This window comes from Streptomyces spororaveus, assembly GCF_016755875.1.
Taxonomy (GTDB): Bacteria; Actinomycetota; Actinomycetes; order Streptomycetales; family Streptomycetaceae; genus Streptomyces; species Streptomyces spororaveus.
In genome coordinates this window covers 724,840-750,094 of sequence record NZ_BNED01000005.1, presented here as the reverse complement: position 1 = coordinate 750,094, position 25,255 = coordinate 724,840, and the positions used below count along the sequence as shown (strand labels likewise).

Here is a 25,255-nt window from a genome sequence, read left to right as displayed (position 1 = left end):
CGGAAGACATTGGTCCTGTCATCGGCGTCATTCTCCTCGTCATCCGCTTCGTGACGGGAGTTCCGATCCTCTGGACCATCCTCATTCCGCTGGTCATCGGACGTTCGCCGGATCCAGGAAGTGGCCGGTCACGCCGTCAGGGAACGCGCAGCGCCAGTACGACGACGTCGTCCCCGGGAGCCGGGGCCACCAGCCTTTTGCTGATCCGGTGGAGCAGTTCGGGCAGCGGACGGTCACCGTGGCGGGCGAGCAGGGCGACGAGTTGTGCGAGGGAGGCATCGATGTCGTGGCCGCGGCGTTCAATGAGCCCGTCGGTGTAGAACAACAGCGTTGAACCAGAGGGAAGGCCGCGCTGGGCCTCGGTGCGGCGGGACGGCCCGAGGTCCCTGTGGAGGAGGATGTCGTGTTCCTCCAGGAGGGTCACCCGGCCGTTGGGGGTAAGGAGCAGCGGCGGCGGGTGGCCGGCGTTGGACCAGGTCAGCGTCCAGTCGGGACCGCCGTCGGCGAGGTCGAGGCGTGCGTGGACCAGCGTGCCGCCGGCCTCGAAGGGCAGGATCGAACAAGCGGTATCGAGGGCGGTCAGCGCCGTGGCCGGGCTGTACGGCGGGTGGTCGAGGGTGGCCTGCCGCAGCATGCTGCGGATCTGGCCCATGATCGTGGCTGCGTGCATGTCGTGGCCGGTGATGTCGCCCACCGTCACCATGAGGGCTCCGGGCTCGCCGCCGGGTGAGGCGGGCGGCAGGTGGTAGGCGTCGTACCAGTCACCGCCGATCATGTCGCCGACCGCGGCCGGCTCGTACAGGGCGCTGATCTCGATGTGGTCGGCGACGGGGAGGTCGGTGAGCATGGCTTCCTGGAGCTGCCGGGCCACGGAGATGCGTTCGTCCAGGTACAGGGCGCGCTCCACCGCCTGCGCGATGTATCCGGACGCGGCGGTGAGCGTGGCCCGCTCCGTGACCCCCACCTCGTGCCGCTTGGCCCAGCAGACGGCGAGTACGCCCAGCAGGGCGCGGCTGCCCCAGAGGGGCAGGCACAGCACGGTGGTGAAGCCCATGCGGTCGAAGAAGCCGACCGCCTCGGGGCTGTACCCGGCGACGAGCGCCTCACGGTCGGGCACGAAGACCGCCCGCCGTTCCCGCATGGCCCGGGTGCTCGGGAACGCCGCGCTCACGGGCAGCGTGAGGACCTCCCGTTCCACCGAGTGCTCGATGTCCGGGTCGGCAACCCGGTGCAGTTCGTCTTCGTCGGCGACCAACAGGCCGACGTACGAGGGCTTCCCGACACCGACGAAAAGGTCCCGCAGCCGGCGCCGGACGTCCTCCAGCCCCGACGTCTGGGCGAGTTCCTCCGATGCCCTCAGCAGCAGCTCGGCATGGTCCATGCCGGCCTGTGCCTCCTGCTCCAGGCGCTCCGCGTCGCTCCACGCCCGCTCGGCGGCGGCCCGCGCGGTCTCCAGTACCTTCTGCGCGGACCGGCTCTGCGCCGACAGGATGCGCAGGCACAGCTCGGCGGAACAGGCCGCGGCCAGATCCTTCAGGTCGGCCAGCTCGCCGTCACCCCACGTCCGCGGCTCGTGGTCGATGGCGCACAAGGAGCCCAGGACCAGCCCGTCGGCATCGGTCAGCGGCATCCCCGCATACGCGATGAGCCCGAGATCCGCGATGGCCGGGTTGGTACGGAGCCGGTCGTCGGCGCGGGCATCGGGCACGACCAGGGGCTGCCCGGAGGCCACCACGTACCGGCAGAGCGAGTGCGACAGCGGCAGCGCGCGGCTCCCCGCCCAGGGCTCCGGCAGACCGCACAGTCCGGGCAGGATCTGCCGGTCCTCCTCGACCAGCGAAACGAAGGCCACCGGCACGCGGAGCAGTCGTGAAACCAGGCGGGCGAACCGGTCCATCCCGGTATCGGAGGCTGCCGAAAGCCCGGCCAGCCTCACGGCCCGCCGCTGTGCGCTGCCCGGGTCCGCTCCGGATTCCTGGCCCTGTTTCGGCATCTGTCCTCCGGCCGCGCTGTCCCGAAGCCCTCGACGACATGGTAGGCCAGCGGAGGGCCCCTTCGCCGGTCTACGGTGACAAGGGCGCGTGCGTCGACGGTGCGGCCCCGGCAGCGGCTGGCGGCCGAACGGCGGGGTAGGCCCGAGGTGCTGCGGAAGAGCCGGCTCCCATAGGCCGACCACATGCGCCCCTGGCTCCGCTGTCGCCCTGCCGGATCCGAAGGCCGTGCCCCGCTCCCAAGAGCGCGCTGAGCCCTCCGGAGCCCGGCGCGACCACTTCCGCGAACGGTGGGACGATGGCAAGACAGCGGTAGAGGCGCTCGTACCCGTGCGCCCGTCCCGAGACAGACAGCAGGCCAGGCCAATGACGAAGCAGCCGAAGCCGTCCCAGCCCGCCCACGGCAAGGGTCCGAGTCGCCACGAGGGGACCAAGCAGCACGGCTGGTCGCCGGACGTGGACGAGACCCGTCAGCAGGAGAACCCGAGTGCCCACCGTTCCTTCCACCCGGACGAGTACGCTCCGGACAAGGGGCCCGGCCGGACGGTTTCCAAGGAAGAGGCCGGAAACCCCCACGGCAAGCCGGTGAAGAGCAGGGGAGCACGCGGGGAGGACCAGAGCAAGGGCTCAGGGGAGAAGGGCATGCACGACCTGGGCCCCCGGGGCCGGTCGCAGCGTCCCAGCGGAACGAAGGACGCTTCCGCCTCGACGGGCGTGGACCCCCAGGACCCGCCCGGCAGGCGCGGCCGCGGGTAGCGCAGCCTGGGCGTGCGCCGTCCTACGGTGTGCCGCGGCAGTCCCCGAGACGGTCACAGCAGCCGTCCGTGGTCGCGGGCCGACGTTTCGCGCTGAGCCGACGCGAGGCCGAAGGACGAGGGCACGAGCGTCGCTACCGGCACACGAAGGGCTTCGCCCAGTGCCCCGGGTCGCCGGCCGTCGGCGGTCCGGGAACAGTGTCCGTTCCGGCAGGAGGACTTCTCTCATGGCCGTCCGCAACCAGCTGATTCATCGGCCCCCGCAGGCGGTGTGGGCGGTGCTCGCCGATCCCGCCTCGTACGGGGAGTGGGTGGTGGGTCCGTCCGAGTCCACACCGCTCGATCAGGCCTGGCCGGAGGTCGGGTCCCGGCTCCGCTACACCGTGCGGCTGGGCCCTTGGTCGACAGAAGGGGTGACGACCGTACGCCACACGGAAGCCGGCCGGGAACTGGAACTGGAAGCGTCGTTCAAGTCGCTGGGCACTGCGAGGATCTTCCTCCAGCTCCGGCCGTGGGGCGAGGAGACCCTGGTCGTGTGCGACGAGCACCCCTTGCGCGGCGTGGGCGGAACCCTGCACAACCCCGCGATCGAAGCCCTGCTCCAGCTCCGCCATCGGGGGATGCTGGCCCGCCTGGCCAAGATCGTGGAACAGGATCACGCCGGGGCGCGCCGCGCCTGACGCGGTGGTGACCGGCGCGCCCGACGGGCTGGTCGCTCAGGACTTCCACGCTCCAGCGCCGGAGCCCGAAGGCCGTTCGGACAAGTGGAGTCACGTGGCGCGGTCTGATCGGTCGTCCGGGGGGGGGCGAAGGGGCGGCGGAGGCTTTGGGTGGCGGGGCGTGGTGTGGGGTTGCTTGGTCACGGGATGCCCCGGCGCCGGTGGTCCGAGGGTGGGCGGCCGGCGCCGGGGCGTTCGCAATGCCGGTGTGCGGTTACCGGGGGCCGGGGCGGTGGCCGAGGTGGGGCCAGTGGTGGCCTGGCTTTCCGTGCCCCGGCCAGTGGGGGCCTGGGTGGTCGTGGTGCGGGGGCTTGGGCTGCTGCTTCCTGTCGACGGTGGTGGTTGCGGTGGCGATGCTGGTGCCGATGGCGCCGCCGCCGGTGACGGTGGCGGTGTTGGTGACCTGCTTCGGCGCGTTGGGGGCGATCTGAACGGTGAGGGTGAGGGGCGGGTAGCCGGCACCGGGGGCGAGGATGTCGCTGCGGGTGCAGGACAGCGGGGTGAGGGTGCAGGTCCATCCGGTGCCGGAGAAGCTGACCGGGGTCAGGCCTGTGGGGAGGGTGTCGGTGAGAGTGACGGTGCTGCCGTCGGTGGGCAGGTCGCCGGTGTTGGTGACGGTGAGGCTGTAGGCGCCCTGCCCGCCCCGGGTGAACGTCCCGCCGGCGGTGAGCTTGATCAGCGTCAGCGTCGGCGCCGGCCGGGGCACGACCCCGATCGCCACCCCGAACGGGAGGTCGTTGACGGGGATGGTGGCCACGACGGTGTTGGTGGCGGTGTTGATCACGGACACGGTGTCGTCGTTGGCGTTGGTGACGTAGGCGCGGGTGCCGTCCGGCGACACCGCCACCTCTCGGGGTGCATCGCCGACGGGGATGGTGGCGAGGACCGTGTTCGTCGCCGTGTTGATCACGGACACCGTGTCGCCGCCGGCGTTGATGACGTAGGCGCGGATGCCGTCCCGCGACACCGCCACCCCCTGGGGTGCATCGCCGACGGGGATGGTGGCGAGGACCGTGCTCGTCGCCGTGTTGATCACAGACGCCGTGTCGCCGTCGGAATTGGTGACGTAGGCGCGGGTGCTGTCCGGTGACACCGCCACCCCGAACGGGAAGTCGCCGACGGGGATGGTGGCTACGACGGTATTGGTGGCGGCGTTGATCACGGACACCGTGTCGGCGCCGGAATTAGTGACGTAGGCGCGGGTGCCGTTCGGCGACACCGTCACCCCGATGGGCGTATCGCCGACGGGGATGGTGGTGAGGACCGTGTTCGTCGCCGTGCTGATCACGGACACCGTGTCGGCGCCGTAGCTGGTGACGTAGGCGCGGGTGCCGTCCGGCGACACCGCCACCCCCAGGGGCTCAAGGCCGACGGGGACGGTGGCGACGACCGTGTCGGTCATGGTGTTGATCACGGACACCGTGCCATCGGTGCGGTTGGTGACGTAGGCGCGGGTGCCGTCCGGTGACACCGCCACCCCCCACGGCGCACCGCCGACGGGAACCGTGACCACCACCGTGTTCGTCGCCGTGTCGATCACCGACACCGTGTCATCCAGGAAGTTGGCGACGTAGGCATAGGTGCCGGGCGGCACGGCCTGGGAGGGCTGCGGGGCCACCATGGGCAGGGCCAGGCCGGCCAGTAGGACGAGACCTGCCACCAGCGCCCGCAGTAACCCACCCCGCGACGAGCGACGCACTCGGCGACCAGGCGGCGCCGACGACGGGAGGGCCTCCTGCACGCCCACCCCCCTCATGGTTTGACAGATAGTCACAGCAATCCTCCCGGCCGGGCTGACAGAATCGGGCGTATTCTGACAGATCGTCACATTCGGCGTGGCGAGGCTCGCGTGACTGGATCCAGGCGCGGAGCGCGACGGGCCGAGAGGGCACCCTTCGCCGACAATCGCAAGGCAGGCGGATCGCTCAGGGATTCGTTGATCCGGCGCAGGGTGGCGCACGCGCAAGGCCTACGCACCGGATGGCCTTCTCGCAGCGGATGCGGCTTCGCGGCGGCGCTTTGGAATTCGGCGCCAAGGGTGTCCGGCCGACCCGGGGCAACGTCCTGGAGGACGTGACGGTCTGCAGCCCCGACCAGGAAGCGGCCGTCCTCATCGACGCCGTCCCTGAATCGACTGCCGCCCTGACGCAAGCGCTCCTGGGACTGGGCGGGTCCCGGGTGCCGGGTCCCGGGCGCCGCGAGGCGGTCGGCCGCGGTCATGGGGTCACGCGCTTTCGAGCGCACGTGGTCACATGAGGAGGGTGCGGGTGTCGGTGAGGGTCAGGAGCCGCTCGACGCGGCGGCCCGCCGCCGTGATGTGCAAGCCGCGCCCGGCCTGCAGGGCCGCGTGGCGGACGGTAAGGAGGGTGTTGAGGCCGGCGCAGTCGCAGAAGGTCACCCGTCCCAAGTCGATGAGGAGGGTGGTGCGGTGAGAGACGAGGGCGGCCAGGAGAACCTCGCGGAGAACCGTGGCGTTGTCGAAGTCGATCTCGCCGGTCACCACGACCTGGACCGTCCCGGGCCGCGGGCCCGCGGCCACCCCCACCTCCATGCCGGCCGCTTCCGGACTGTCGACTCGTTCGTCCTGCGCGAGCGCGGTCATCGCTGCCTCCCCACGCGTTCTGGGGCTGATTCTGCTTCCACCAGCATCGTCGGTACCCATCCGACCTACGTCAAGAAATACGTGAAAAACAGGACGTATATACAAATTTTGCTGCAGTCTGGAGGTATGGGTGATGAAGGCCTTCCCCACGGGTCGTGGACATTCCTGACCAGCCACGCCCGCGTCCTGCTCGCCCTCGCCCGCGACCCCGAAGTACGTCTGCGGGAGGTCGCCGAGACCTGCGTGCTCACCGAGCGGACCGTACAGGCGATCGTCGCGGACCTGGAGCAGGGCGGATACCTCACCCGGGTACGCGAAGGACGACGCAACCACTACCGCATCACCCCCGGGGCCAAGTTCCGCCACCCCGCCGAGGCGGGCCGCGATATCGCGGGGCTGCTCGCCCTCTTCGCCGACGACCCGCACGCGAGCCACCGCAAACGGCATCGGCCCTGACCGCCTCCGCCACCGCCACCCAGGGCATCCGGATCCTCTCGGCGCGTCACGCCCAGAGCGTGGATCACCCGGCCGGCCCACACCTCCTGCCTCGTGCCGGGCGTTGCGGCCTGGTGTGTGGCACGGTGACAGGGCGACGAGAGGTCCACGCACGCGGGGCCCGGCCGGTCGACGAAGCCACCCCGGCCGGGCCCCGCCACGGACCCCGTCGTGATCCTCGATCCTCGATCCGCGCGCCCAGCACCCGCACCGCCCGCGAGCGCCCACCGCGCCCCCGTACACGCTGCCGGTCGGGTGACCACGGCTGTGCTGGTGACATCGCCCTGTGCCTCGCTTCGCGGTCGACATGATGCAGGCCGCCGCGGTGCGTGTCAGCGTGATCGGAGAGGAATCCGTACCCCCCATCAAGAGGAGTCGCCGTCATGGACGGAAGGCAGGACAAGCGTCAGGAGCCGGGCAAGGGGCACGAGGCGCAGGAACACCGTCGCCCCGGAGACCCTGCGCAGCCCCAGCCCGGCAAGTCGTCCCGCGAAAAGGGACAGAAGTCCGGCCCGAAGGAGACCTCGCGCCGCCGCGAGGACGATCTCCTGCGCGAGGAGGACCTGCACGACGAGGGGCTCTGACCGGCGCGCCACTCGGCCACTCGGCCACTCGGCCACTGAGGATTCGGGGTCAGCCCGCCGCCTGGGCGGCGCCGTCCTCAGGTCCGGGTGTGGTCGCGATGAGGATCTGAGCGGCCTGCGTGATGTTGTCGGCGCGGACGGCGCGGGCCATCGCTTCGCGGGCGGCGTCGGCGGTGGTGCCCGGGGGGACCACCAGCAGGGCGAAGTGGTCGTTGTGGCCGCGAGTGACGAGGACGGTGTCGTCGCCGACGGGGTCGGCGTCGAGGTGCACGACCTGGCCGTCGACGACCAGACGGGTCGGGACGTCCTGCCAGGCGGAGGCGTCCAGGCCAACCCGCGTGATGGGCCCGAGGTGCGCGGTCAGTGCCGTGATCAGTGCGGGCAGCTCGGTCGTGACGTCCCTGGAACGCGGCCACCAGGCGCCGTCCAGGAGCCCTGTGCGGGACCGCGTGGTTTCCAGCCGGAGCAGGGCGGCGCCCGGCTTGACCGCATGGTGGATCGCGTCCGGGAGGAGCTTCGAAGGGGCGGGGTTGTCGGATGCGGCCATGATGATTCCGCCTGTCTCGCGGTGCAGCGGCACCCCGTTCGGCGGCCGGCAGCCGCGTCGAAAAGGCTGTTGAGCTGGGGAACGTCTCCGTCGTTTCACGGTACTCCGCCCACCTTCACGGTGCGGCGAGGGGAACCGGCCACGCCGCTCTCGCCTTCTGCGGCGAAAAATACCTGGTCAGAAGCAGCTTTCTGGATCGCGAACCGGAGTACGGTGAAGAGACCGGGAGTACTTCGCACACCCGCTCCCACGCGGACGTCGTTTCCGGCGATCACTGCACCGGGCCGTTCTCGAACGGTCCGGGGACGGGTCCGCGACATGACCACGACCCTCGACCGCGCTGCGCAGCGGGCTGTTGTCCTGCGCCCTGCCCGCTTGTCCCTTACGCCGAAGACCGCGCTGGCAGGCCGGCTGGACGGTGCCTGGTGGCCCTACTCCCGTGACCTCGAGGCCGAGCTCCCCGCTCTTGCCGCCGCGCTGGACGAGACCTGGGGGCGCGTCACCCGTGTCAGCGTGAACCCCAGCCGCTGGCCGGTCGTCCCGCGCACGGTTGCCGTGGCCGGGCACGTGCTGCACGTGGGCTGGTTCACCGAACAGGACCCCGACAAGCTGATCCTGCTCTCCTACACCGTCGGCCGCTGGGACCTCCTGGTGATCCCGCCCGAGACCGAGCCCGCTGCCGCGGCCCGGCTGATGGCCGCCGCCGCGATCCCGGGCAGCGTCCTGGCCGCAGGCGTCCTGATGGCCAACGAAACCGTCATCGGGCGCGGCATCCGCGACGCCCGCCGCCGGGAAGCCACCTGGGAGGGCGAGGGCGGGGCCTGCATGTCGCCCTTCGGGGAGCCGATGGGCCGGTCCGCCCTGCCGCTGCCCGGAAACGGGTGGAGGTGAGCTTCGTGGAGACCGCCGTCCTCATCGCAGTGATCATCCTCATGACCGGCATCGGAATGCGCTGGATCCACCTGCTGAACGCCCGGGACGAGGCGCGGATCGAGGCCTACCGGTTCAGTGACCCCCTGCCGAGGCCTCCAGGCCTGCCGGACGACACCGGTCGTCGAGCCCACCACACGGGTGCCGGCCGGTGAGGAACAGGCCTTCCTCCGACCGGGGGCAGCGGTCGGGGCGCCTCGGCGCCCCGACCCGCCGGCCCCCTCACCCGCCCTGAAGGGAACCACGCCCACGTGAAGTACATCGAGACCCAGACACTGCCCTCGCTCGGGCACGCCGAGGTCCGGATCATCGCGCACACTCCGGAAGCCGCCCGAGCGGTCGCGGAGGCGCTCCGCCGCTGTTTCGCAGGCGCGGAACAGCGCAGCTACCCCGCCCTCGACGGCAACACCCGCCTCCACCTCACCGTGGACACGGCGACACCCGCCGGCCCCGCCCGCTCGTGGCTGGCCGCCAGCAGGACCACCGCCGGCACCGGCGCACACTCCGACGAGATCTGAGACGTCCCGACCGGCCCCGGAGCCCACTCCACCCCACACACGAAAGGACGCGGTCATGGCCACACTGCGCGAACGCAAGACCTACCGCGGTCAGGTGCTCCGGGTCCTGTACGAAGCCGTCGAAGGCAACCGCCTCCTCGGCCTCACCGGAGCGCAGCTGCGGCGCGACCTCCACGTACCGGAACAGGACCTGGCCGCCGCCTGCACCTACCTGGCGGGCGAAGGACTGATCACCGTCGACTGGGAGCCCGGCAACACACCCGCGATGGTCACCCTCACCCACGAGGGCATCCGGCGCATGGAGGCGGAGGAGGAAGGGACGGCCACCGGCCCGGCCTGATCCGGGAGAGACGGCCTAGATACGGGCGAACTTCTCGGTCTGATGCGCGAATTCCTGTGCCATGGCCGCGCTGACCGTGGGCCTGGTCTCGCCGATCGTGCGCAGGTAGTCCGCGGTGGTCGGGCGGGCCCGGGTCCCGGTGTCGAAGGTGTGCTCGAACTGGACCTGGGAGACGGTGCGCGCCACATGGGCGATGTCGGCGGGGGTGAACCCCTCGCTGGCGTCCGCCAGCGCCGCGCCGTCGGCCTGCGCGCCCGCCTGGGCCAGGTAGCTCTCCCACAGCGCGGTCCTCGCGCGGTGGTCCGGGGGGCCGATCGGCAGGACGTAGTCGAAACGGCCGTGCCGCAGGAACGCGGAGTCGAGCGTGGTTACGTCGTTCGTGGCGCAGACGAGCAGCCGCCCGTCCTGGCCCCGGAACCGGACGATCGCCTTGAGCAGTTCGTTGACGACGCCGACCGCGGTCGCGTCGGCGCCGCTCCGGGTCCCCGCGATCTCCTCGACCTCGTCGATGAAGACCAGGACGTGATCGAGCCGGGCGATCTCGTCGAAGCGCCGGTTCAGCCCGCTGGCCAGCCCGTATTCGGCGGCCAGCCGGGCGGGGAACAGTTCGAGCAACGGCCATCCCAGGCGGCTGGCGATCGCGTGCGCGAACGTGCTCTTCCCCGTCCCGGGCGGCCCGAACAGCATCACGGCCCGCGGCAGCTCCACGCCGTGCTGGGCGGCCATTTCGGGATGGGCCAGTGGCAGGACCAGACGCCGCTCGATGAGCTCCTTCTCCCGCTCCATGCCCGCGACCTTCTGCCACAGTCCCCCGGGCGGCAGCTCCGCTCCCAGCGACGCGAGCATGCTGACCGCCTGAGGGGTCACGCGCCCGCGCTTCTCGAAGAAGACCAGGCCCGGACGGGCGCCGAAGCCGCAGTTGTACAGGGCGGCGGCACCGGTCTCACCGTCGGGCAGGACCGCGTGCACCGTCCGGACGCCACCGGCGAACAACCGGTGCTCCAAGGCCGTGATCAGGTCGCTGCCCAGACCCTGGTGCCGCCAGGCAGGCGCCATGCTGATGCGCAGGATCCACGCCCGGTCACCGTCCACCCTGCTCACCGCGGCACCGACCACCACGTCGTCCGCCGTGGCCACCACCGCCGGGTGGAGGGCCTGGAGGGCCGCCACGGCATCCGAGAGCGGGAAGAGAGGCGGCTCTTCGGCCGTGCCGCTCTCGGCGTCGACTCGGATCACCGCTTCGAGATCGTCCTGGGTGTACTCCCTGACACGCCACGCCGTCATGGTCAGCTCCGCGTGTTCGCCCGTACTCCCATCATCAGCCGATGCGAGCCGGCGCGCGCGGCAGCGACTACGCGCGCTCCGGCAGGGCCGTTGGGGGCGGGGCGCCGAAGCCGTGTGGCGTGCCCGGTCGCCGGAGAGCATCCTGGAGGCCACGCCGCCCGTGCAGCCGGACCTCGCCCGCCGCTGGTTGGAGGCAACAGGATGACCGTCGGAGGCCGCGCGGACCCGGACCGCTCGGAGAGCTTCGGGGAGGAACTGCTCGGGGTGCTCCTGGACGGGGCGCACGAGCTGCCACCCCATCTGGTCGGCCCGCTGGTGGCGGAGACGATGGCCCGCGTGGGGGGACGTGACGCGCAGATCCTGCTTCAGGACTACGGACAGCAACAGCTGGTCCCCCTGCCCGCCGACGGCGGGGCCGCCGGTGATCCGCTGCCCATCGACCGGTCCGAAGCCGGCCGGTGCTTCCTGGAGTCACGCCCCGTCGAAGTCCCGACGCCCGACGGCATACGGATCCACCTGCCCCTGCTGGACGGCGGCGACCAGGTGGGGGTGCTCGCGGTCACCCTGGACGGTGTCGACGACGACACCCGCCGCCTCCTGTGCAGGATCGCGGGCCTGACGGCCGACCTGCTGCAGACCAAGAACGGCTACACGGACCTCTTCTTCCGGACCCGCCGCGGCGAACCGATGAGCGTGGCCGCGGAGATCCAGTGGTCCCTGCTGCCCCCGCTGTCGATGGTGATGCCGCACGTCGCGGTCGCCGGAGTCCTGGAGCCTGCCTACGCAGTGGCGGGGGACAGCTTCGACTACGCCCTGAACGGCGACGTCCTGCACCTCGCCATGGTCGACGCCATGGGGCACGGTCTGGACGCGGCCACGATGGCCACGGTGGCCATCGGCGCGTACCGCCACGCCCGCCGGATCAGCATCGAACTGTCCGAGATCTACCTCTTCATGGACCGGGCCGTCGCGGAGCAGTTCGACCCGGACCACTTCGTGACCGCCCAGATGATGCGCCTGGACACGGACACGGGACACCTCCAGTGGGTCAACGCGGGGCATCCCGCGCCGATGCTGGTCCGCGCGCACCGCGTCGTACGCCGTCTGGACAGCCCCACGACCCTACCGGTCGGCTTCGGAGGGGACCAGCCGCAGGTCAGCACGATGGAGCTGGAGCCGGGCGACCGCGTCCTCTGCTTCACCGACGGCTTGATCGAAGAACACGAAAGAGGGCAGGAGCAGTTCGGCGAGAAGCAGCTGATCGACTGGGTGAACCGGCTGGAGCAGGCCGACCACGCTATCCGCACGGTGGCACGGGACCTGTCCCACACCCTCAAGAGAGCACGCGGCGAGACCACCTCGGACGATGCGTCGCTCGTCCTGTTCGAATGGCGTGGATGACGGAAGGCCGCGCCACACCATGCCGGCAGGGACGGTGATCAGCGGTCAACGAGAGACAGGAAGAGGGAAGCGGAACGAAGCCCGTCGCTGATCGTTCCCGCATTTCAGAGGAGCAGTGATTCTGCGGAGCCCATAGGCGCACCGCAGGAAGGCCGCACCGGACGCGCGACGGATACCCGCCTCGGAGACGGGCCCAGCGGTACGTCGTGCGCGGGCCCGCCTCCAGGTCAGCCGGTGAAGGCCTCGATGAGGGTCCAGACGGCGAGGCCTGCCATGCAGAGGGCGCCGATGCGTTGGACGGTCTTCAACGGCACCTTCTTCGCGATGAACTGTCCGGCCACGAGGGCGAGTGCGGAGACGGACATCAGGGCGAGGGCCGAGCCGATGGCGGTCGGAAGCCAGCCGTTGGAGGCGGCGAGGTTGGCGGTGGTGATCTGGGTCAGGTCGCCCCATTCGCTGATGAAGACGGCCATGAAGGCGGTGGTGTAGACGGGCCAGAAACCCGTCGCGATCTTGCCGCCGCCGTCTTCCTCGTCGTCGTCCCCGCCCCGGAGCAGCATGAACGCACCGAAGGCGAACAGGGCGGCGGAGACCAGTTTGACGGCCATGGTGGGCAGCAGGCCGAGCAAGCTGCCGGCGCTCACCGCGATGGCGACGTGCACGATGAAGGCGGTCGAGGTGCCGAACCATACATACAGGGGGCGCATGCGGGTGCCCATGGCCAGCGAGGCGAACATGGTCTTGTCGGGGAGCTCGGCGAGGAAGATCAGCCCGAAGGCGGTGAGGATCGCCACAGGGTCGAAGGACATTCCGGGGTCTTTCTGCAGGGGCCGGGCCGCCTGTTCCTTCGACACCCGGACTGGGCGATGGGAAGAACCACTCGGCCCGGCACGACGAAGCGGCCCGCACGGTGATGCGGGCCCGGTCATGCCGTAGCCGAAGGTCTCGTCCACCCCCGGATGCAGGGCCCGATGGCCGGGATGCCCGAGGGCTTCCAGTGTGTCGACCAGCGGTATTGCAGGACTACTCCCCTTCGCTCCTGCCATCGTAGTGCCTGCTGGGCGCCCCGGATCCGGCAGGAACGCGGTTGCCCTCTCCAGGAGGTGTTCCGGGGCAGTGCCATGTGACGCCGGGCGTTGCGGCTCACTGTTCGGGCGGGACCGTGCGGGGACTGAAGCGGACCGGGGCCTGGAAGCGGGCCTTGCGGGCGGCGCGGCGGAACACCGTGAGGACGGCGGGGCCGGCCAGGCAGATGCAGATGAAGTTGGTGACGGCGCGGCCGGTGTCCCAGCCCAGCGAGGTGGCGAGGTCGAAGGCGAGGTAGCGCTGGAACTGCTCGGTGAAGGGCAGGCCGGGGAGGTAGGCGATGGAGCTGTTCGGGTCGAGGGAGAAGGGCCAGAAGGAGAGGTTGAGGAGGAAGCCGAAGAGGTAGCCGGAGACGGAGCCGTAGGCGGCGAGCAGCGCGACCTCCTTGCGTCCGGTGGCCTTCGGGAGGAATCCGGCGAGCATGCCGACGAAGGCGCAGCCGAACATCTGGTACGGCATCCAGGGTCCGACCCCGCCGGTGATGAGGGCGGAGGCGAAGAGGGAGGTACAGCCCAGGGTGAAGCCGAAGCCCGGGCCGTAGACCCGGCCGGCCAGCACGAGGATGAAGAAGACGGTCTCGATTCCCGCCGTGCCCGCGCCGAGCGGCCGGATGGCGGCGTTGACGGCCGACAGGACACCGAGCATGGCCAGGGCTTTGGAGCTGATGCCGCCCTCGGCGATCTCGGAGATGACGACGCAGAGCACGATGACGAGCAGGACGCCGAAGATCAGGGGCGGGGCGTAGTGGGAGCCGAACTTGCCCGGCGCGACGAGGAAGGGCCAGAAGAAGGCGACGACGCCGAGGAAGGCCGCCATGGCGATGACCGTTCCGGCCCGCGCGCTGATCCGGACGGCTGCGGCGCGTGCGGTCATGAGGCCGGGTCCGTCCCGTGGTCGGTGATCACGGCGGCCGGCTGGGCGACCGTGAGGTAGGGGAGCGGGGCGAGGATCTTCGCGGTCTGGGGGGCGAAGACGGGGGACGCGACGATGACCTCGGTGGTGGGGCCGTCGGCGACGATGTCGCCCTCGGCCATGACCACGACGCGGTCGGCGGCGCGGGCGACGAACTCGACGTCATGGGTGGAGATCACCACGGCCCGGCCCTCGGCGGCCAAGTCGTCGACGACGCTGATCAGTTCGCTCTTGGCCCGGTAGTCGAGGCCGCGGGTGGGTTCGTCCAGCAGCAGTACCTGCGGTGCCGCGGTCAGTTGGATCGCGAGGACGAGCGCGAGCTTCTGGCCCTCGGACAGGTCGCGGGGGTGGGTGGAGTCGGGGATGCCGGGTGCGAGCCGGTCCAGGAGGGTGCGGGCCCTGATCCCGTCGGCGGCGACCCCGGACTCGGCGTCGGCCTGGTCGAGTTCCTTTTTCACGGACTCCAGGTAGAGGAGGTCGGTGGGGGTCTGCGGGACCAGCGCGACCAGCTGCCGGGCGTCCGCAGCGGACAGCTTCCGCGGGTCAAGCTGCTTCGGGCGGCCGGGTGTACTGACGGCCACTGAGCCGGCCTTGCGTGAGCCGGAGCCCTGGAGCGCCCACAGGAGGGAGGATTTGCCGGAGCCGTTGCGGCCCATGAGCGCGGTGATCTCGCCGCCGTGCAGGGTCAGGTCGACCTCGCGGACGGCCGGTACGCCGTGGTGGGCCACGGTGATGCCGCGTGCGGCGAGGAGTTCTGGGCGGCCTGAGGGCGGGACGGGCCGGACCGGCGGGGGAAGGGCGTCGGCCAGCCGCGCCCGCAGGGGGGGCCGCGGCCCGGCGGGCGTCGCGGATCGAGAGCGGCAGCGGGGTCCAGCCCGCCGCGCGGCCCAGTTCGACGATGGGCGGGGCGATGGAGGAGTCAGGCCTTCGACTTGGCGTCGATCTCGGCGATCAGGCCCTCGATGAGGCCCTTGATCTCGTCGCGGATGGGGCGGACGGCCTCGACGCCCTGGCCTGCCGGGTCTTCGAGCTGCCAGTCGAGGTAGGTCTTGCCGGGGAAGTACGGGCAGGCGTCTCCGCAGCCCATGGTGATGATGTAGTCCGACGCCTGGGCGGCTTCGGGCGTGAGGACCTTGGGCTTCTGGTCGGAGATGTCGATGCCCAGTTCGGCCATGGCGGCGACGGCCGAGGGGTTGATCTGCTCGCCGGGCATGGAGCCGGCGGAGCGTACCTCGACGCGGTCACCGGCGAGGTGGCGCAGGAACCCGGCCGCCATCTGGGAGCGGCCCGCGTTGTGGATGCAGACGAACAGGACGGAGGCGGCAGGGGCGGTGGACATCTGTCTTCCTTGGGGTGAGGCGGGATCAGCTCAGGCTGGTGTCAGCCCCAGCTGATGTGACAGTATCAGTCCATGATGACGTCAGTCGACACTGATCTGATCCGGGTTCTGGCCGACCCGCTCAGACTCCGGATCGTGACCCTGCTCGCCCGCGAGACCCTCTGCACCACCCACCTCGTGGAGGAGACGGGCGCCAAGCAGACGAACCTCTCCAACCACATGAAGGTGCTGCGGGAGGCGGGGGTCGTCGACACGGAGCCATGCGGCCGGTACATCTACTACCGCCTGCGCCCGGAAGTCATCGAAGCCCTCGCCGGTCAGTTCGCCGACCTCGCCCAGACCGCGCGAGCCACCGCCGAAGCGAACCTCAAGCGGTCCTGTCCGTAGCCTTCCCCGGCCTTCCGTGCTGTGCCTCACCTGCCCGAGGAGAACCCGCCTTGACCGCCACCCAGCCCGTCGGCACCCCGATACCCGCCGACGTGCCCCAGCCCGCCCCCGGCGCGACCCCGCCCCGCACCCCGCTGATCGCCCGCGCCGCCGCCGAGCTGGTCGGTACCGCAGCGCTCGTCGCGGTCGTCGTCGGCTCGGGCATCCAGGCCGCGAAGCTCACCCAGGACGTGGCCCTGCAGCTGCTGGCCAACTCCACCGCCACCGTCTTCGGGCTCGGCGTCCTCATCGCGCTCCTCGGCCCGGTCTCCGGCGCGCACTTCAACCCGGCCGTCACGCTGGCCGAGTGGTGGACCTCCCGCCGCGGCGGCTCCGGCGTCACCGCCCGCGACCTCGCCGTGTACGTGCCCTCGCAGGTCGCCGGCGCGATCGCGGGCGCGATCCTCGCGGACGCGATGTTCGGCGAACCGCTGGTCAAGTGGTCCACCCACGACCGCTCCGCCGGCCACCTCCTCCTCGGCGAGGTCGTCGCCACGGCCGGGCTGGTCCTGCTGATCTTCGGCCTGGCGCGTACGGACCGCCTGCGGTTCGCCCCTGTCGCGGTGGCCTCCTACATCGGCGCCGCGTACTGGTTCACCTCTTCCACCTCCTTCGCCAACCCGGCCGTCACCGTCGGCCGCGCCTTCACCGACACGTTCGCGGGCATCGCCCCGGCCTCGGTGCCCGGATTCATCGGCATGCAGGTGATCGGCGCCGTGGTGGGCCTGGCTCTGGTGGCGGTCATCTTCATGCGAGGCAGGACGGACAACGGAACGCCCGCGGCATGACGCGGCGTACGGACGTGGTGGTCGTCGGCTGCGGCCCATCAGGGCTCGCCGCCGGTTACCCCGCAGGGTGACGTCGAGACCAGCCCTGGCGCTGCCGCCGGCCGATCGCCTCGGGGGCGATCGGCCGCTCCCGGCCGACCGTGTCGGCGTCCATACGGGAACAGGGCCCCTACAGCTGTCCGCCTGTGCCGCGGAGGGCGTCACCGACCTTCTGGTAGGCGTCGATACGGTGCTGGGCGCGGCGGGCGCGTTCCTCCGGGTCTCGTACGAAGAGGGCCTGCCGACCGGGGTGGTAGGTGCTGACCACCTCCAGGGTCCTGCCGCGGACGGCTTCGGGGCTCGTCTTGAGCAGGCGGCGCCACACGTCTTGGGCTTCGTTGCCCTGGAGGAGCACGACCTCTGCCTTTGGCATCAGCCCCAGCAGCTGTTTCAGGACCTCGGCACCGGCCTGGAGCTCGGCCGCGTTCGGTGAGCGGTTGATGTACCAGGGATAGGCGTTCCATGGAGTGACGTCACGCGGTGCTATCCCGGCCTCCTCGAAGATCTGGGCCTGGAGCTCTGCCGTCGGGTCGTCGTTTTCCACACACAGGAATCCCGAGCCGGCGCCTTCCTGCGTCTTGGGGCCCGGGTCCCGCAGAACGGACAACACGCGAGCCTCCGCTCCCCCGTGCCAGGGTGCGACATGCGGCATCCAGCCACGCCCGTCCTCATCGCGCAAGATGTCGACCATCTCGTTGATCGGACGGACATGGGGGGCATAACGCTCCTGCTCCTGCTCCACTCGGAACGCCTCTTCACGCATCCGTCGTGCCATGCTTCCTCCAACACCGGGCCGGCACCATCGCCTGGGACCCCAACGGGCACGTCGGACACTGCTCGGAGATCACTCCGTGGCGGTTTTGGGGCTCACCTCGGCTGGACCCCGGCCGAGGCCGACACCGTCATGGTGCACCGGATTCCGCCCCGCCCTCGCGCTCTTCGCCCACTTGCGCCTGCGCGGCACCCGCGGTCGCACCGCCGGCGCGCAGTCCGGCGCTGGGAGGTCTGGACGATTCCCGAGCGCGCACCCGGTAACTTCCCCCGAAGCTGGGGTCGTACCGTAGCGGATGACCCTCGTGACCAGGGATGATGCCCGTCGTGCCAGCTGACGGAAACCTCGCCTCACTCCGCTCGACGCACGCGACGCCGGTCGTGTTCGCCGCGGGTGCGGCGATCGGTGTTCTGGGCGGGATGATCGGGCTGGGCGGCGCCGAGTTCCGTCTGCCGCTGCTGATCGGACTCTTCGGGTTCGCCGCACTCTCGGCGGTCATCCTGAACAAGGCGATGAGCCTGGTCGTGGTCCTGGTCGCGCTGCCCGCCCGTCTTGGCGCCGTCCCGGCGGCCGAGATCGCGGCGCGCTGGCCGGTGGCGGTCAACCTCCTCGCCGGCAGCCTGCTGGGAGCGTGGGCGGGAGCGACCTGGGTCATACGCATGCGCGGCAGCACCCTCTACAAGGTGCTGGCCGCCCTGATGGTGCTCATGGCCGCCGCCCTCGTGGTCACCCACACCACCGCCTCGGGCACCCTCCATCTGCCGCTGTGGGCGCAGGTACCCGCCGGTGTGGTGGCCGGGTTCGGCATCGGCGTGGTCGCCGCGATCATGGGCGTAGCAGGCGGTGAGCTGCTGATCCCGACGATCGTGCTGCTCTTCGGAGAGGACATCAAGACCGCCGGGAGCCTCTCCCTGCTGGTCTCGCTGCCCACCATGCTCGTGGCGTTCGCCCGCTACAGCCGCGACGGCAGCTTTGCCGTCCTCGGCGCCAACCTCCGCTTCATGACGATCATGGCCGCCGGGTCCATCGCCGGCGCGGTCCTGGGCGGGATGCTCCTCGGCGTCTTCCCGGACCTGATCCTCATCCCCCTGCTCTCCGTGATCCTCCTCGTATCCGCGGTCAAGCTCGCACGTCACGACTGACTTCGCCGGGACGCGGCCGCACGAGCCGCCGGACCCTGTTCAGTCGGTCAGAGGGCTCCGGCGTTCCAGCAGGACCACGTCCCGCCAGGCCCCGTGGTGCCGGCCGATCCGTCCGCGCGTTCCGATGATGCGGAATCCATCCTTGACGGCGAGGAAGCGGTGGCAGGGCAGCTTGGCCTCGTCGAACGCGGCCCACTTGGGGGCCTCGGTGTGCTCGGGCAGCAGCGGCTCGATGCGCATCGCGGTCACGCTGTCTTCGCGGCGCCGGTCAGCAGTGCGCCCATGGCGGACAGGACGGATGGCTCGACCCGGTAGTACACCCACGTACCACGGCGCTCGGAGGACAGCAGCCCGGCCTCTTTGAGCTTCTTGAGGTGGTGGGAGACGGTGGGCTGGGAGACGCCGACGTCGGAGATGTCGCACACGCACGCCTCTCCGCCCTCGTGGGAGGCGACGGCGGAGAACAGGCGCAGGCGCACCGGGTCCCCGAGGGCCTTGAACATCTTCGCCGCGACTTCGGCCTCGTCGGCTGACATCGGGCGCTCGTTCAGTGGCGGGCAGCAGGCCGCGACGACGTCGGGCTCCAGCAGCGGCAGAACCTTCACATTCGACATACGTCTATGTTGACACACATCGAATTAAGAGCGGCGGGGAGCCGCCTTCACCCCTGGTGATTCGATGAATGTCTATGTTGACGTCTGTCGATGCAGGTGCCATGCTGATCACGTAGGTCATAGACAAACTTCGAAACAAGGAGTCGTCATGAACGAGCCGATCAGCCCCACCAGCTCGAACCGCGCCGCGGCGACAGGCTCCTGTTGCGCCCCCGCCCGGCCCGCCGCCGAGGTGGCGCCCGCCCAGTCCTCACCCTGCTGCGGCACCAGCGAGGGCGCGGAAGCGGCCCGAGCCTGCTGCGACCCGCAGGCCAAGCGCGAGGCCGTCGCCAACGGCGCCGGCTGCTGCTGACCACTAGAAGCCTCCACCCACCCACCCGCCTGCACGAAGACCCGGAGACATGCCATGAGCGAGACCACCACCGAGCTGCCCGTCGTCGTCATCGGGGCCGGCCCCGCCGGACTCGCCGCCGCCGCCCACCTCCTCGACCGGGACATCACGCCCCTCGTCCTGGAAGCAGGCCCGCTCGCCGGTGCCGCCGTGCGCGAGTGGGCTCACGTGCGGCTGTTCTCCCGCTGGGGCGAACTCGTCGACCCGGCCGCCGAGAAGCTCCTGGCCCCGACCGGCTGGACCAAGCCCGCCGAGGACACCTATCCCTCCGGCGGGGACTGGGCCGAGCTCTACCTCCAGCCGCTGGCCGACGTGCTCGGCGAGCAGGTCCGCTACGGAGCGCGCGTCACCGGAGTCTCCCGCGCCGGCCGCGACCGCATCGTCGACGCCGACCGCGACACCCAGCCCTTCGTCGTCCACTACGAGAACGCCGACGGCCACGAGCACCGCCTCTTCGCCCGCGCCGTCATCGACGCCTCCGGCACCTGGTCCACCCCCAGCCCCGCCGGAGGCAGCGGGCTCGCCGCCCTCGGCGAGAAGGCCGCCGCCGACCGCATTGCCCACCGCGTCCCGGACCTGAAGGACCCCGCCGTCCGCGCCCGCTACGCCGGGAAGCGCACCGCGGTCATCGGCTCCGGCGCCTCCGCCTTCACCGCCCTCGCCTACCTGGCCGATCTCGCCACGTCCGACGACGGCCGGGGGACCCACGCCACGTGGATCCTGCGCCGCGGAATCTCCGGCTCGACCTTCGGCGGCGGCGAGGCCGACCAACTGCCCGCCCGCGGCGCCCTCGGCCTGGCGGCCAAGGCGGCCGTCGACGGCGGCTACGCCGACGCGGTCACCGGCTTCCGCACGGACGCCTTCGAGCGTGACGGGGAGGGCCGCGTGATCCTGACCGGTGAGGACGGCCGCCGTCTCGACCCGGTCGACGAGGTCATCGTCCTCACCGGCTTCCGCCCCGACCTGTCCTTCCTCGGCGAGCTGCGCCTGGGCCTGGACGAGCGCCTCCAGGCCCCGGTCGCACTCGCGCCGCTGATCGACCCCAACCAGCACTCCTGCGGCACCGTCTACCCCCACGGCATGGGCGAGCTCTCCCACCCGGAGAAGGACGTCTACCTCGTCGGCATGAAGTCCTACGGCCGCGCCCCCACCTTCCTCGCCATGACCGGCTACGAGCAGGTCCGCTCCATCGCCGCCCACCTCGCAGGCGACCAGGAAGCGGCCGAGCGCGTCGAACTCACCCTCCCCGAAACCGGGGTGTGCGGCGGCGCGGGCCTCTTCGACGAGCCCGCCGCCGCCGAGGAGACCGGTGGCGGGTGCTGCGCGGCCCCGGCCGCCCTCACCATCGGCGCCGTTCCCGCTCCCGCTTCTTCCGGCGGCTGCTGAGGTGAGCGACCTTCAAAGCGGCGTGGCCGCGGCCGGGACGGGGGTCCGGTCGCGGCCACGCGCCGTCCTGCCCGCCCTCTGCCTCAGCCAGATCACCAGCTGGGGCATCGTCTACTACGCCTTCCTCGTCCTCAACCCGGCCATCACCGCCGACACCGGCTGGAGCGCGGGCGCAACCACCGCGGCGTTCTCCGCCGCCCTCGTCGTCTCGGCCGTAGCCGGGATCTACGTAGGCCGCGTCCTGGACCACCGCGGCCCCCGCACCGTCATGACCACCGGCTCCGTCCTGGCTTCGCTGAGCCTGCTGGTGATCGCCGCTGCCCCCAACCTGGCCGTCTTCTCCGCCGGATGGCTGCTCGCCGGAGCAGCCATGGCCGCGATCCTCTACCAGCCCGCCTTCGCCGCCCTCACCCGCTGGTGGGCCCCCGACCACATCCGCGCACTCACGATCGTCACCCTCGCCGGCGGACTCGCCTCCACCGTCTTCGCACCCCTGGCCGCGATCCTCGCCGACCACATGTCCTGGCGCGCCACCTACGTCGTGCTCGCCGGCATCCTCGCGGCACTGACCGTCCCGGCCCACGCGGTCGCGCTGAAAGCCCCCTGGCCGTCGGCCCCGCCGAGCCCGCCGCACGTCACCGGCGGCCACGAAGATGTCGTGCGCAGCCGGGCGTTCCGGATGCTGGCCGTCACCTTCACCCTGTCCGCGTTCGCCATGTACGCCGTCGTCATCGGCCTCGTCCCCCTCCTCCTCGAACGCGGCTACAGCACCACCCAGGCCGCATGGGCCCTCGGCCTCGGCGGAGCCGGCCAGACCCTCGGCCGCACCCTGTACGCGGCCCTCGCCCGCCACCTCGGCGTCACCGCCCGCACCGTCACCCTGATCGCCCTCGGCGCCCTCACCACCGCCGCCCTCGCCACCGTGGTCGGCCCCTACGCCCTGCTCGTCGCCGTATCCGTGCTCGCCGGGGTGATCCGCGGCAACCTCACCCTCCTCCAGGCCACCGCCGTCACCGACCGCTGGGGCACCACCCACTACGGCCGACTCTCCGGCCTCCTCGGCGCACCCGCACACGCCGCGGCCGCCCTCGCGCCCTTCGCCGGCGCAGTCCTGGCCGGGCCCCTCGGCGGATACCCCGCACTGTTCGCGCTGCTCGCCGTCCTCTCGGCCGCAGCCGCTGCCACGGCCTTCGGGACTCGTCCGGGCGACCGCCTGAGCGGATGACCTATGGCGTTCCTCGACTCGGCCTCTTCCGGGTGGCTGTCAGGCGAGGGTGAGGAAGAGCTTTTCGAGTTCTTCCTCGGTCATGGGGGCCTGGGTTCCGTCGGCGTCGTTCATGCACTGGCGCATGCCGCTGGCCACGATCGGACCGGCCCCTTGGAAAAGGGACCTTCGGCCCTGTCCGAAGGGCCTGCCGGGCCTTCCCGAGCGCACTCGCCCCCCGATGAACTGATGGTGCACGGGGAACGGCGCGACTCGACGGAGCCGCACGCAGCGCGGAGGACGTCATGACGACCGCCTTGATCGACCTGAAGACCGTGGCCCGGGACGACCGGGGCCTGAGAATCGCCCTGGCCGGAGAGCTCGACCTCTACACGGCGGAGCAAGTGGGGCCGCGCCTGTGCGAACTCGCCCGATCCGGCCACCGGAACATCATCCTGAACCTGTGCGACCTCTCCTTCTGCGACAGCGCGGGCATCGACCTCTTCATCCGTCTGCACCGCCGCTGTCGTGCGGAGGGAACGCGGCTCCTGCTGTGCGATGTGCCGCCCCTGGTGGCCAAGTCCATGCGGGTGCTCGCCGCGGACCGCGACCTGCAGCTCGTCGTCTCGTGAGGTACACACCATGGATCAGGAAGCCGTACGCGGACCCGGCGGTCGGTGCGTCGAGACGACGGCCGCCCGGCACATGCGGGAGCTGGACAGGGCCGAGGCCCTGCGGCTGCTCTCGACGGTGTCCCTGGGGCGCATCGTCTTCACGCACCACGCGCTGCCCGCCGTCCGTCCGGTGAACCATTTCGTCTCGGGCGGGGACATCGTCATCCGGATCCATGAGGACGGGGCACTGGGCGCTCTGGTGGCACCCGCCGACGCTCCCGGTGTGGTGGTGGCCTACGAAGCGGACGTCATCGATCCCGTCACGCACCTCGGTTGGAGCGTCGTCGTCACCGGTTACGCGAGGGTGGTGGCAGATGCCGACGAGGTGGACCGGTACGCGCACCTGCTGCATCCATGGGTGACGCACCCGATGACCGGCGTCCTGCGGATCCGCCCCGACCTCGTCACCGGGTTCCGGCTGGAGGGGGACCCGACGCGGCCCGTGCCGGCGATCCGGGGCTGACGCCCTTGCCCCGGTTCTCAGCTCCCTGTGGGGAGGGGTGCCCGCCAGACGAGCCTGGTGCCACCCGCGGCGGGCCTCTCGTGGGTGAAGGAGCCGCCCAGGCCCTGCGCCCGCTCGTCGAGGTTGCGCAGGCCGCTCCTGCGCCCCTGGGCCGCGATGCCCTTCCCGTTGTCCGAGACGGTCAGCACGACCTCGCCCCGGCCGGCCTTGAGGGTCACGCCGACCCGGGTCGCCTGTGCGTGCCGGGCGGCGTTGCTGAGGAGTTCGCCCAGCACCGCCATCACGTGGTCGGCGATCTGCGCTGGTACGTCGGTGTCGAGCAGGCCTTCCATGCTCAGGCGCGGCGGGTGACCGAGGGTGGTGGCCGCGTCGCCGATGGCGCGGGCGGCGCGTGCCCGCAGACCAGGGCTGCTCTCGCGGTCCCTGGTGCGCAGCCCGAAGATCGTCGACCGGATGATCTTGATCGTTTCGTCCAGGTCGTCGACCGCCCGGCCGACCCTTTCCGAGGCCTCCTCGTGCTCGACGAGCCGAGCGGCACTCTGCAGGGTCATGCCGGTGGCGAAGAGCCGCTGGATGGCCAGGTCGTGCAGGTCGCGGGCGATCCGGTCGCGCTCCTCCAGCAGTGCTATCTGCTCGGCGTCCCGGCGCCGCTCCGCCAGCTCCAGCGCGAGTGCGGCCTGACCCGCGAAGGCGACGAGGGGCTCCAGCTCGCCCTCGCCGAACGCCGGTTCTCCCGATGCGCGCGCAAGCAGCAGGACGCCCCTGCTTTCGCCGCCCGCGGTGCCCAACGGGACGGCCACGGCGGGCCCCAGTCCGTCCTGCACCTGGGCCTCGGCCGGGTACCGTTCGCCGGCCGGGGCCGGCGCGGCCGTCACGGGCTTGCCGGCCCGGTACGCGGCTCCGGAGAGCGTGCCGGCGAAGGGGACGACGAGGCCTTGCCGCGCGCCCGCGTCCGTACCGGCCGCGAACTCCACGACCAGGCCGTCGATACCGGTCACGGGCATGGCGATGTCCGCGAGGCGTGCCGCGGTGATCTCTTGTGCGCGGCGGGCGATGAGCTCCAGCACCGCCGGGCGGGAGCTGCCCGACAGCAGGCTTTCGGTGATCTCCGCATTGGCCTTGAGCCATCGCTGCTGGCGCTGCGAGCCCTCGTAGAGCCGCGCGTTGTCGATCGCGACACCCGCCGCCACCGAGAGGGTGGAGATCACCGTCTCGTCCTCGGTGTCGAAGTCGATCCCGCCACGCTTGTCGGTCAGATAGAGATTGCCGAACACCTCCTCGCGGACCCGGATCGGCACGCCCAGGAACGTACGCATCGGCGGGTGATGGGCCGGAAAGCCGTAGGACGAGGAGTGCGCGCCGAGATCCGTCAGGCGCAGTGGCTCCGGGTGGTGGATGACCTCCCCCAGCAGGCCGTGGCCCGCCGGCAGGGGACCGATCTCGGCGATCTCCGCATCCGTGAGCCCCACGGTCAGGAACTGCGAAAGCGTGCGGCCGTCGGGGCCGATCACTCCCAGCGCGCCGTATTCGGCGTCGACGAGCAGCGCGGCCGCCTCCACGATCCGCCGCAGCACCTGGGCGAGATCAAGCTCCCGCCCCACCGACACCACGGCCTCCAGGAGGCTGTGCACCCGGTCCCGCGTACCGCGCACTTCGTCGATGCGCACCTGGAGCTCGTCCAGCAGCTCGTCCAGCCGCATCCTCGGTACCCGGGTCAACGGATCCCCCACACCCACGCGCTTCCCCTCCGACGGCCGCTCGGTTGCCCGATCCACGGTCAGCGTATCGACACGCCGGGGCCCGATGGGCGTCGTTGCGCGCGGATGGCCGCCGTGACTGACTTTGATCGAAAC

General features: G+C 71.2%; 29 protein-coding genes and 2 pseudogenes. 18 read left to right on the top strand and 13 right to left on the bottom strand.

Features of this window, described 5'->3' with window-relative positions; genetic code table 11:
* Positions 1–136 precede the first annotated feature (136 nt).
* On the bottom strand, positions 137–1,897 hold the full coding sequence (locus tag Sspor_RS06080; RefSeq protein WP_237403688.1) for a SpoIIE family protein phosphatase: 1,761 nt from the start codon (positions 1,895–1,897) through the stop codon (positions 137–139).
* A gap of 460 nt (positions 1,898–2,357) precedes the next feature.
* Here Sspor_RS06080 and Sspor_RS06075 point away from each other — a divergent pair, with 460 nt between their 5' ends.
* On the top strand, positions 2,358–2,747 hold the full coding sequence (locus Sspor_RS06075; RefSeq protein WP_202198139.1) for a hypothetical protein: 390 nt from the start codon (positions 2,358–2,360) through the stop codon (positions 2,745–2,747).
* A gap of 226 nt (positions 2,748–2,973) precedes the next feature.
* Positions 2,974–3,426 carry an SRPBCC family protein gene (locus Sspor_RS06070; RefSeq protein ID WP_202198138.1) on the top strand — a complete coding sequence of 151 codons (453 nt, stop codon included), beginning with the start codon at positions 2,974–2,976 and terminating at the stop codon, positions 3,424–3,426.
* Between the two features lie 253 nt (positions 3,427–3,679).
* On the opposite strand, the gene Sspor_RS06065 is transcribed toward Sspor_RS06070, so the two are convergent.
* The gene (locus Sspor_RS06065) at positions 3,680–5,125 is read right to left on the bottom strand and encodes a YVTN family beta-propeller repeat protein (RefSeq protein WP_202198137.1); all 1,446 of its coding nucleotides are present in this window, start codon (positions 5,123–5,125) and stop codon (positions 3,680–3,682) included.
* Positions 5,126–5,445: 320 nt separating this feature from the next.
* On the opposite strand from Sspor_RS06065, the gene Sspor_RS06060 reads away from it, so the two are divergent.
* A complete protein-coding gene (locus Sspor_RS06060) occupies positions 5,446–5,721 on the top strand; it encodes a hypothetical protein (protein WP_202198136.1) in 276 nt (91 codons plus the stop codon).
* On the opposite strand, the gene Sspor_RS06055 is transcribed toward Sspor_RS06060, so the two are convergent.
* Positions 5,714–6,067 carry an STAS domain-containing protein gene (locus Sspor_RS06055; protein ID WP_202198135.1) on the bottom strand — a complete coding sequence of 118 codons (354 nt, stop codon included), beginning with the start codon at positions 6,065–6,067 and terminating at the stop codon, positions 5,714–5,716. The two genes, Sspor_RS06060 and Sspor_RS06055, sit on opposite strands and share 8 nt — an antisense overlap.
* A gap of 126 nt (positions 6,068–6,193) precedes the next feature.
* On the opposite strand from Sspor_RS06055, the gene Sspor_RS06050 reads away from it, so the two are divergent.
* Positions 6,194–6,523: a helix-turn-helix transcriptional regulator gene (locus Sspor_RS06050; protein WP_202198134.1), complete on the top strand. Its 330-nt coding sequence runs from the start codon at positions 6,194–6,196 to the stop codon at positions 6,521–6,523.
* Between the two features lie 422 nt (positions 6,524–6,945).
* Positions 6,946–7,146 carry a hypothetical protein gene (locus tag Sspor_RS06045; RefSeq protein ID WP_202198133.1) on the top strand — a complete coding sequence of 67 codons (201 nt, stop codon included), beginning with the start codon at positions 6,946–6,948 and terminating at the stop codon, positions 7,144–7,146.
* A gap of 49 nt (positions 7,147–7,195) precedes the next feature.
* Here Sspor_RS06045 and Sspor_RS06040 read toward each other — a convergent pair whose 3' ends face one another.
* Positions 7,196–7,693, bottom strand: coding sequence for a DUF5994 family protein (locus Sspor_RS06040; RefSeq protein WP_202198132.1), 498 nt, complete (start codon positions 7,691–7,693; stop codon positions 7,196–7,198).
* Positions 7,694–8,011: 318 nt separating this feature from the next.
* Here Sspor_RS06040 and Sspor_RS06035 point away from each other — a divergent pair, with 318 nt between their 5' ends.
* The 4 genes from Sspor_RS06035 to Sspor_RS06020 all read left to right on the top strand — a co-directional run bounded on the left by Sspor_RS06035 (position 8,012) and on the right by Sspor_RS06020 (position 9,481).
* Entirely contained in the window at positions 8,012–8,584 is a 573-nt protein-coding gene (locus Sspor_RS06035) for a DUF5994 family protein (protein WP_202198131.1), read from the top strand.
* Between the two features lie 5 nt (positions 8,585–8,589).
* Positions 8,590–8,778 carry a hypothetical protein gene (locus tag Sspor_RS06030; protein WP_202198130.1) on the top strand — a complete coding sequence of 63 codons (189 nt, stop codon included), beginning with the start codon at positions 8,590–8,592 and terminating at the stop codon, positions 8,776–8,778.
* A 96-nt stretch (positions 8,779–8,874) separates the two neighbouring features.
* Positions 8,875–9,141, top strand: a complete 267-nt coding sequence (locus Sspor_RS06025) for a hypothetical protein (RefSeq protein WP_202198129.1) — start codon at positions 8,875–8,877, stop codon at positions 9,139–9,141.
* Positions 9,142–9,196: 55 nt separating this feature from the next.
* Positions 9,197–9,481, top strand: coding sequence for a hypothetical protein (locus tag Sspor_RS06020; protein WP_202198128.1), 285 nt, complete (start codon positions 9,197–9,199; stop codon positions 9,479–9,481).
* A gap of 15 nt (positions 9,482–9,496) precedes the next feature.
* On the opposite strand, the gene Sspor_RS06015 is transcribed toward Sspor_RS06020, so the two are convergent.
* Positions 9,497–10,765: an ATP-binding protein gene (locus Sspor_RS06015; RefSeq protein WP_202198127.1), complete on the bottom strand. Its 1,269-nt coding sequence runs from the start codon at positions 10,763–10,765 to the stop codon at positions 9,497–9,499.
* Between the two features lie 201 nt (positions 10,766–10,966).
* On the opposite strand from Sspor_RS06015, the gene Sspor_RS06010 reads away from it, so the two are divergent.
* Positions 10,967–12,166 carry a PP2C family protein-serine/threonine phosphatase gene (locus Sspor_RS06010; protein ID WP_202198126.1) on the top strand — a complete coding sequence of 400 codons (1,200 nt, stop codon included), beginning with the start codon at positions 10,967–10,969 and terminating at the stop codon, positions 12,164–12,166.
* A gap of 227 nt (positions 12,167–12,393) precedes the next feature.
* On the opposite strand, the gene Sspor_RS06005 is transcribed toward Sspor_RS06010, so the two are convergent.
* The 4 genes and pseudogenes from Sspor_RS06005 to Sspor_RS05990 form a co-directional block, all read right to left on the bottom strand.
* Positions 12,394–12,975, bottom strand: a complete 582-nt coding sequence (locus Sspor_RS06005) for a TMEM165/GDT1 family protein (RefSeq protein ID WP_202198125.1) — start codon at positions 12,973–12,975, stop codon at positions 12,394–12,396.
* 334 nt (positions 12,976–13,309) lie between these two features.
* Positions 13,310–14,125, bottom strand: coding sequence for an ECF transporter S component (locus tag Sspor_RS06000; RefSeq protein WP_202198124.1), 816 nt, complete (start codon positions 14,123–14,125; stop codon positions 13,310–13,312).
* A pseudogene (locus Sspor_RS05995) lies at positions 14,122–15,082 on the bottom strand (ATP-binding cassette domain-containing protein); the annotation flags it as partial. The gene Sspor_RS06000 and the pseudogene Sspor_RS05995, both read right to left, overlap by 4 nt.
* A gap of 1 nt (position 15,083) precedes the next feature.
* A complete protein-coding gene (locus Sspor_RS05990; protein WP_202198123.1) occupies positions 15,084–15,503 on the bottom strand; it encodes an arsenate reductase ArsC in 420 nt (139 codons plus the stop codon).
* Between the two features lie 72 nt (positions 15,504–15,575).
* Between Sspor_RS05990 and Sspor_RS05985 the strand changes: the two genes are divergently transcribed.
* Positions 15,576–15,890, top strand: a complete 315-nt coding sequence (locus Sspor_RS05985) for an ArsR/SmtB family transcription factor (RefSeq protein WP_007267709.1) — start codon at positions 15,576–15,578, stop codon at positions 15,888–15,890.
* 50 nt (positions 15,891–15,940) lie between these two features.
* On the top strand, positions 15,941–16,717 hold the full coding sequence (locus Sspor_RS05980) for an aquaporin (RefSeq protein WP_202198122.1): 777 nt from the start codon (positions 15,941–15,943) through the stop codon (positions 16,715–16,717).
* 169 nt (positions 16,718–16,886) lie between these two features.
* Here Sspor_RS05980 and Sspor_RS05975 read toward each other — a convergent pair whose 3' ends face one another.
* Complete coding sequence (locus Sspor_RS05975) at positions 16,887–17,408, bottom strand: uracil-DNA glycosylase (RefSeq protein WP_237404264.1); 522 nt, start codon at positions 17,406–17,408, stop codon at positions 16,887–16,889.
* Between the two features lie 446 nt (positions 17,409–17,854).
* On the opposite strand from Sspor_RS05975, the gene Sspor_RS05970 reads away from it, so the two are divergent.
* Entirely contained in the window at positions 17,855–18,670 is an 816-nt protein-coding gene (locus tag Sspor_RS05970) for a sulfite exporter TauE/SafE family protein (protein ID WP_237403687.1), read from the top strand.
* 39 nt (positions 18,671–18,709) lie between these two features.
* On the opposite strand, the pseudogene Sspor_RS05965 reads toward Sspor_RS05970, so the two are convergent.
* Positions 18,710–18,808: pseudogene (locus Sspor_RS05965) on the bottom strand (GNAT family N-acetyltransferase); the annotation flags it as partial.
* 107 nt (positions 18,809–18,915) lie between these two features.
* On the bottom strand, positions 18,916–19,284 hold the full coding sequence (locus Sspor_RS05960) for an ArsR/SmtB family transcription factor (RefSeq protein ID WP_202198119.1): 369 nt from the start codon (positions 19,282–19,284) through the stop codon (positions 18,916–18,918).
* Between the two features lie 148 nt (positions 19,285–19,432).
* Between Sspor_RS05960 and Sspor_RS05955 the strand changes: the two genes are divergently transcribed.
* The 5 genes from Sspor_RS05955 (at position 19,433) to Sspor_RS05935 (ending at position 23,402) form a co-directional block, all read left to right on the top strand.
* Positions 19,433–19,636, top strand: a complete 204-nt coding sequence (locus tag Sspor_RS05955) for a hypothetical protein (protein WP_202198118.1) — start codon at positions 19,433–19,435, stop codon at positions 19,634–19,636.
* A gap of 54 nt (positions 19,637–19,690) precedes the next feature.
* Positions 19,691–21,061: an NAD(P)-binding domain-containing protein gene (locus Sspor_RS05950; RefSeq protein ID WP_202198117.1), complete on the top strand. Its 1,371-nt coding sequence runs from the start codon at positions 19,691–19,693 to the stop codon at positions 21,059–21,061.
* Position 21,062: 1 nt separating this feature from the next.
* The gene (locus Sspor_RS05945; RefSeq protein WP_202198116.1) at positions 21,063–22,286 is read left to right on the top strand and encodes an MFS transporter; all 1,224 of its coding nucleotides are present in this window, start codon (positions 21,063–21,065) and stop codon (positions 22,284–22,286) included.
* 284 nt (positions 22,287–22,570) lie between these two features.
* Entirely contained in the window at positions 22,571–22,897 is a 327-nt protein-coding gene (locus tag Sspor_RS05940; RefSeq protein WP_202198115.1) for an STAS domain-containing protein, read from the top strand.
* Positions 22,898–22,907: 10 nt separating this feature from the next.
* A complete protein-coding gene (locus Sspor_RS05935; protein ID WP_202198114.1) occupies positions 22,908–23,402 on the top strand; it encodes a pyridoxamine 5'-phosphate oxidase family protein in 495 nt (164 codons plus the stop codon).
* A 17-nt stretch (positions 23,403–23,419) separates the two neighbouring features.
* On the opposite strand, the gene Sspor_RS05930 is transcribed toward Sspor_RS05935, so the two are convergent.
* Positions 23,420–25,102: a sensor histidine kinase gene (locus Sspor_RS05930; protein ID WP_202198113.1), complete on the bottom strand. Its 1,683-nt coding sequence runs from the start codon at positions 25,100–25,102 to the stop codon at positions 23,420–23,422.
* Between the last annotated feature and the right edge of the window lie 153 nt (positions 25,103–25,255).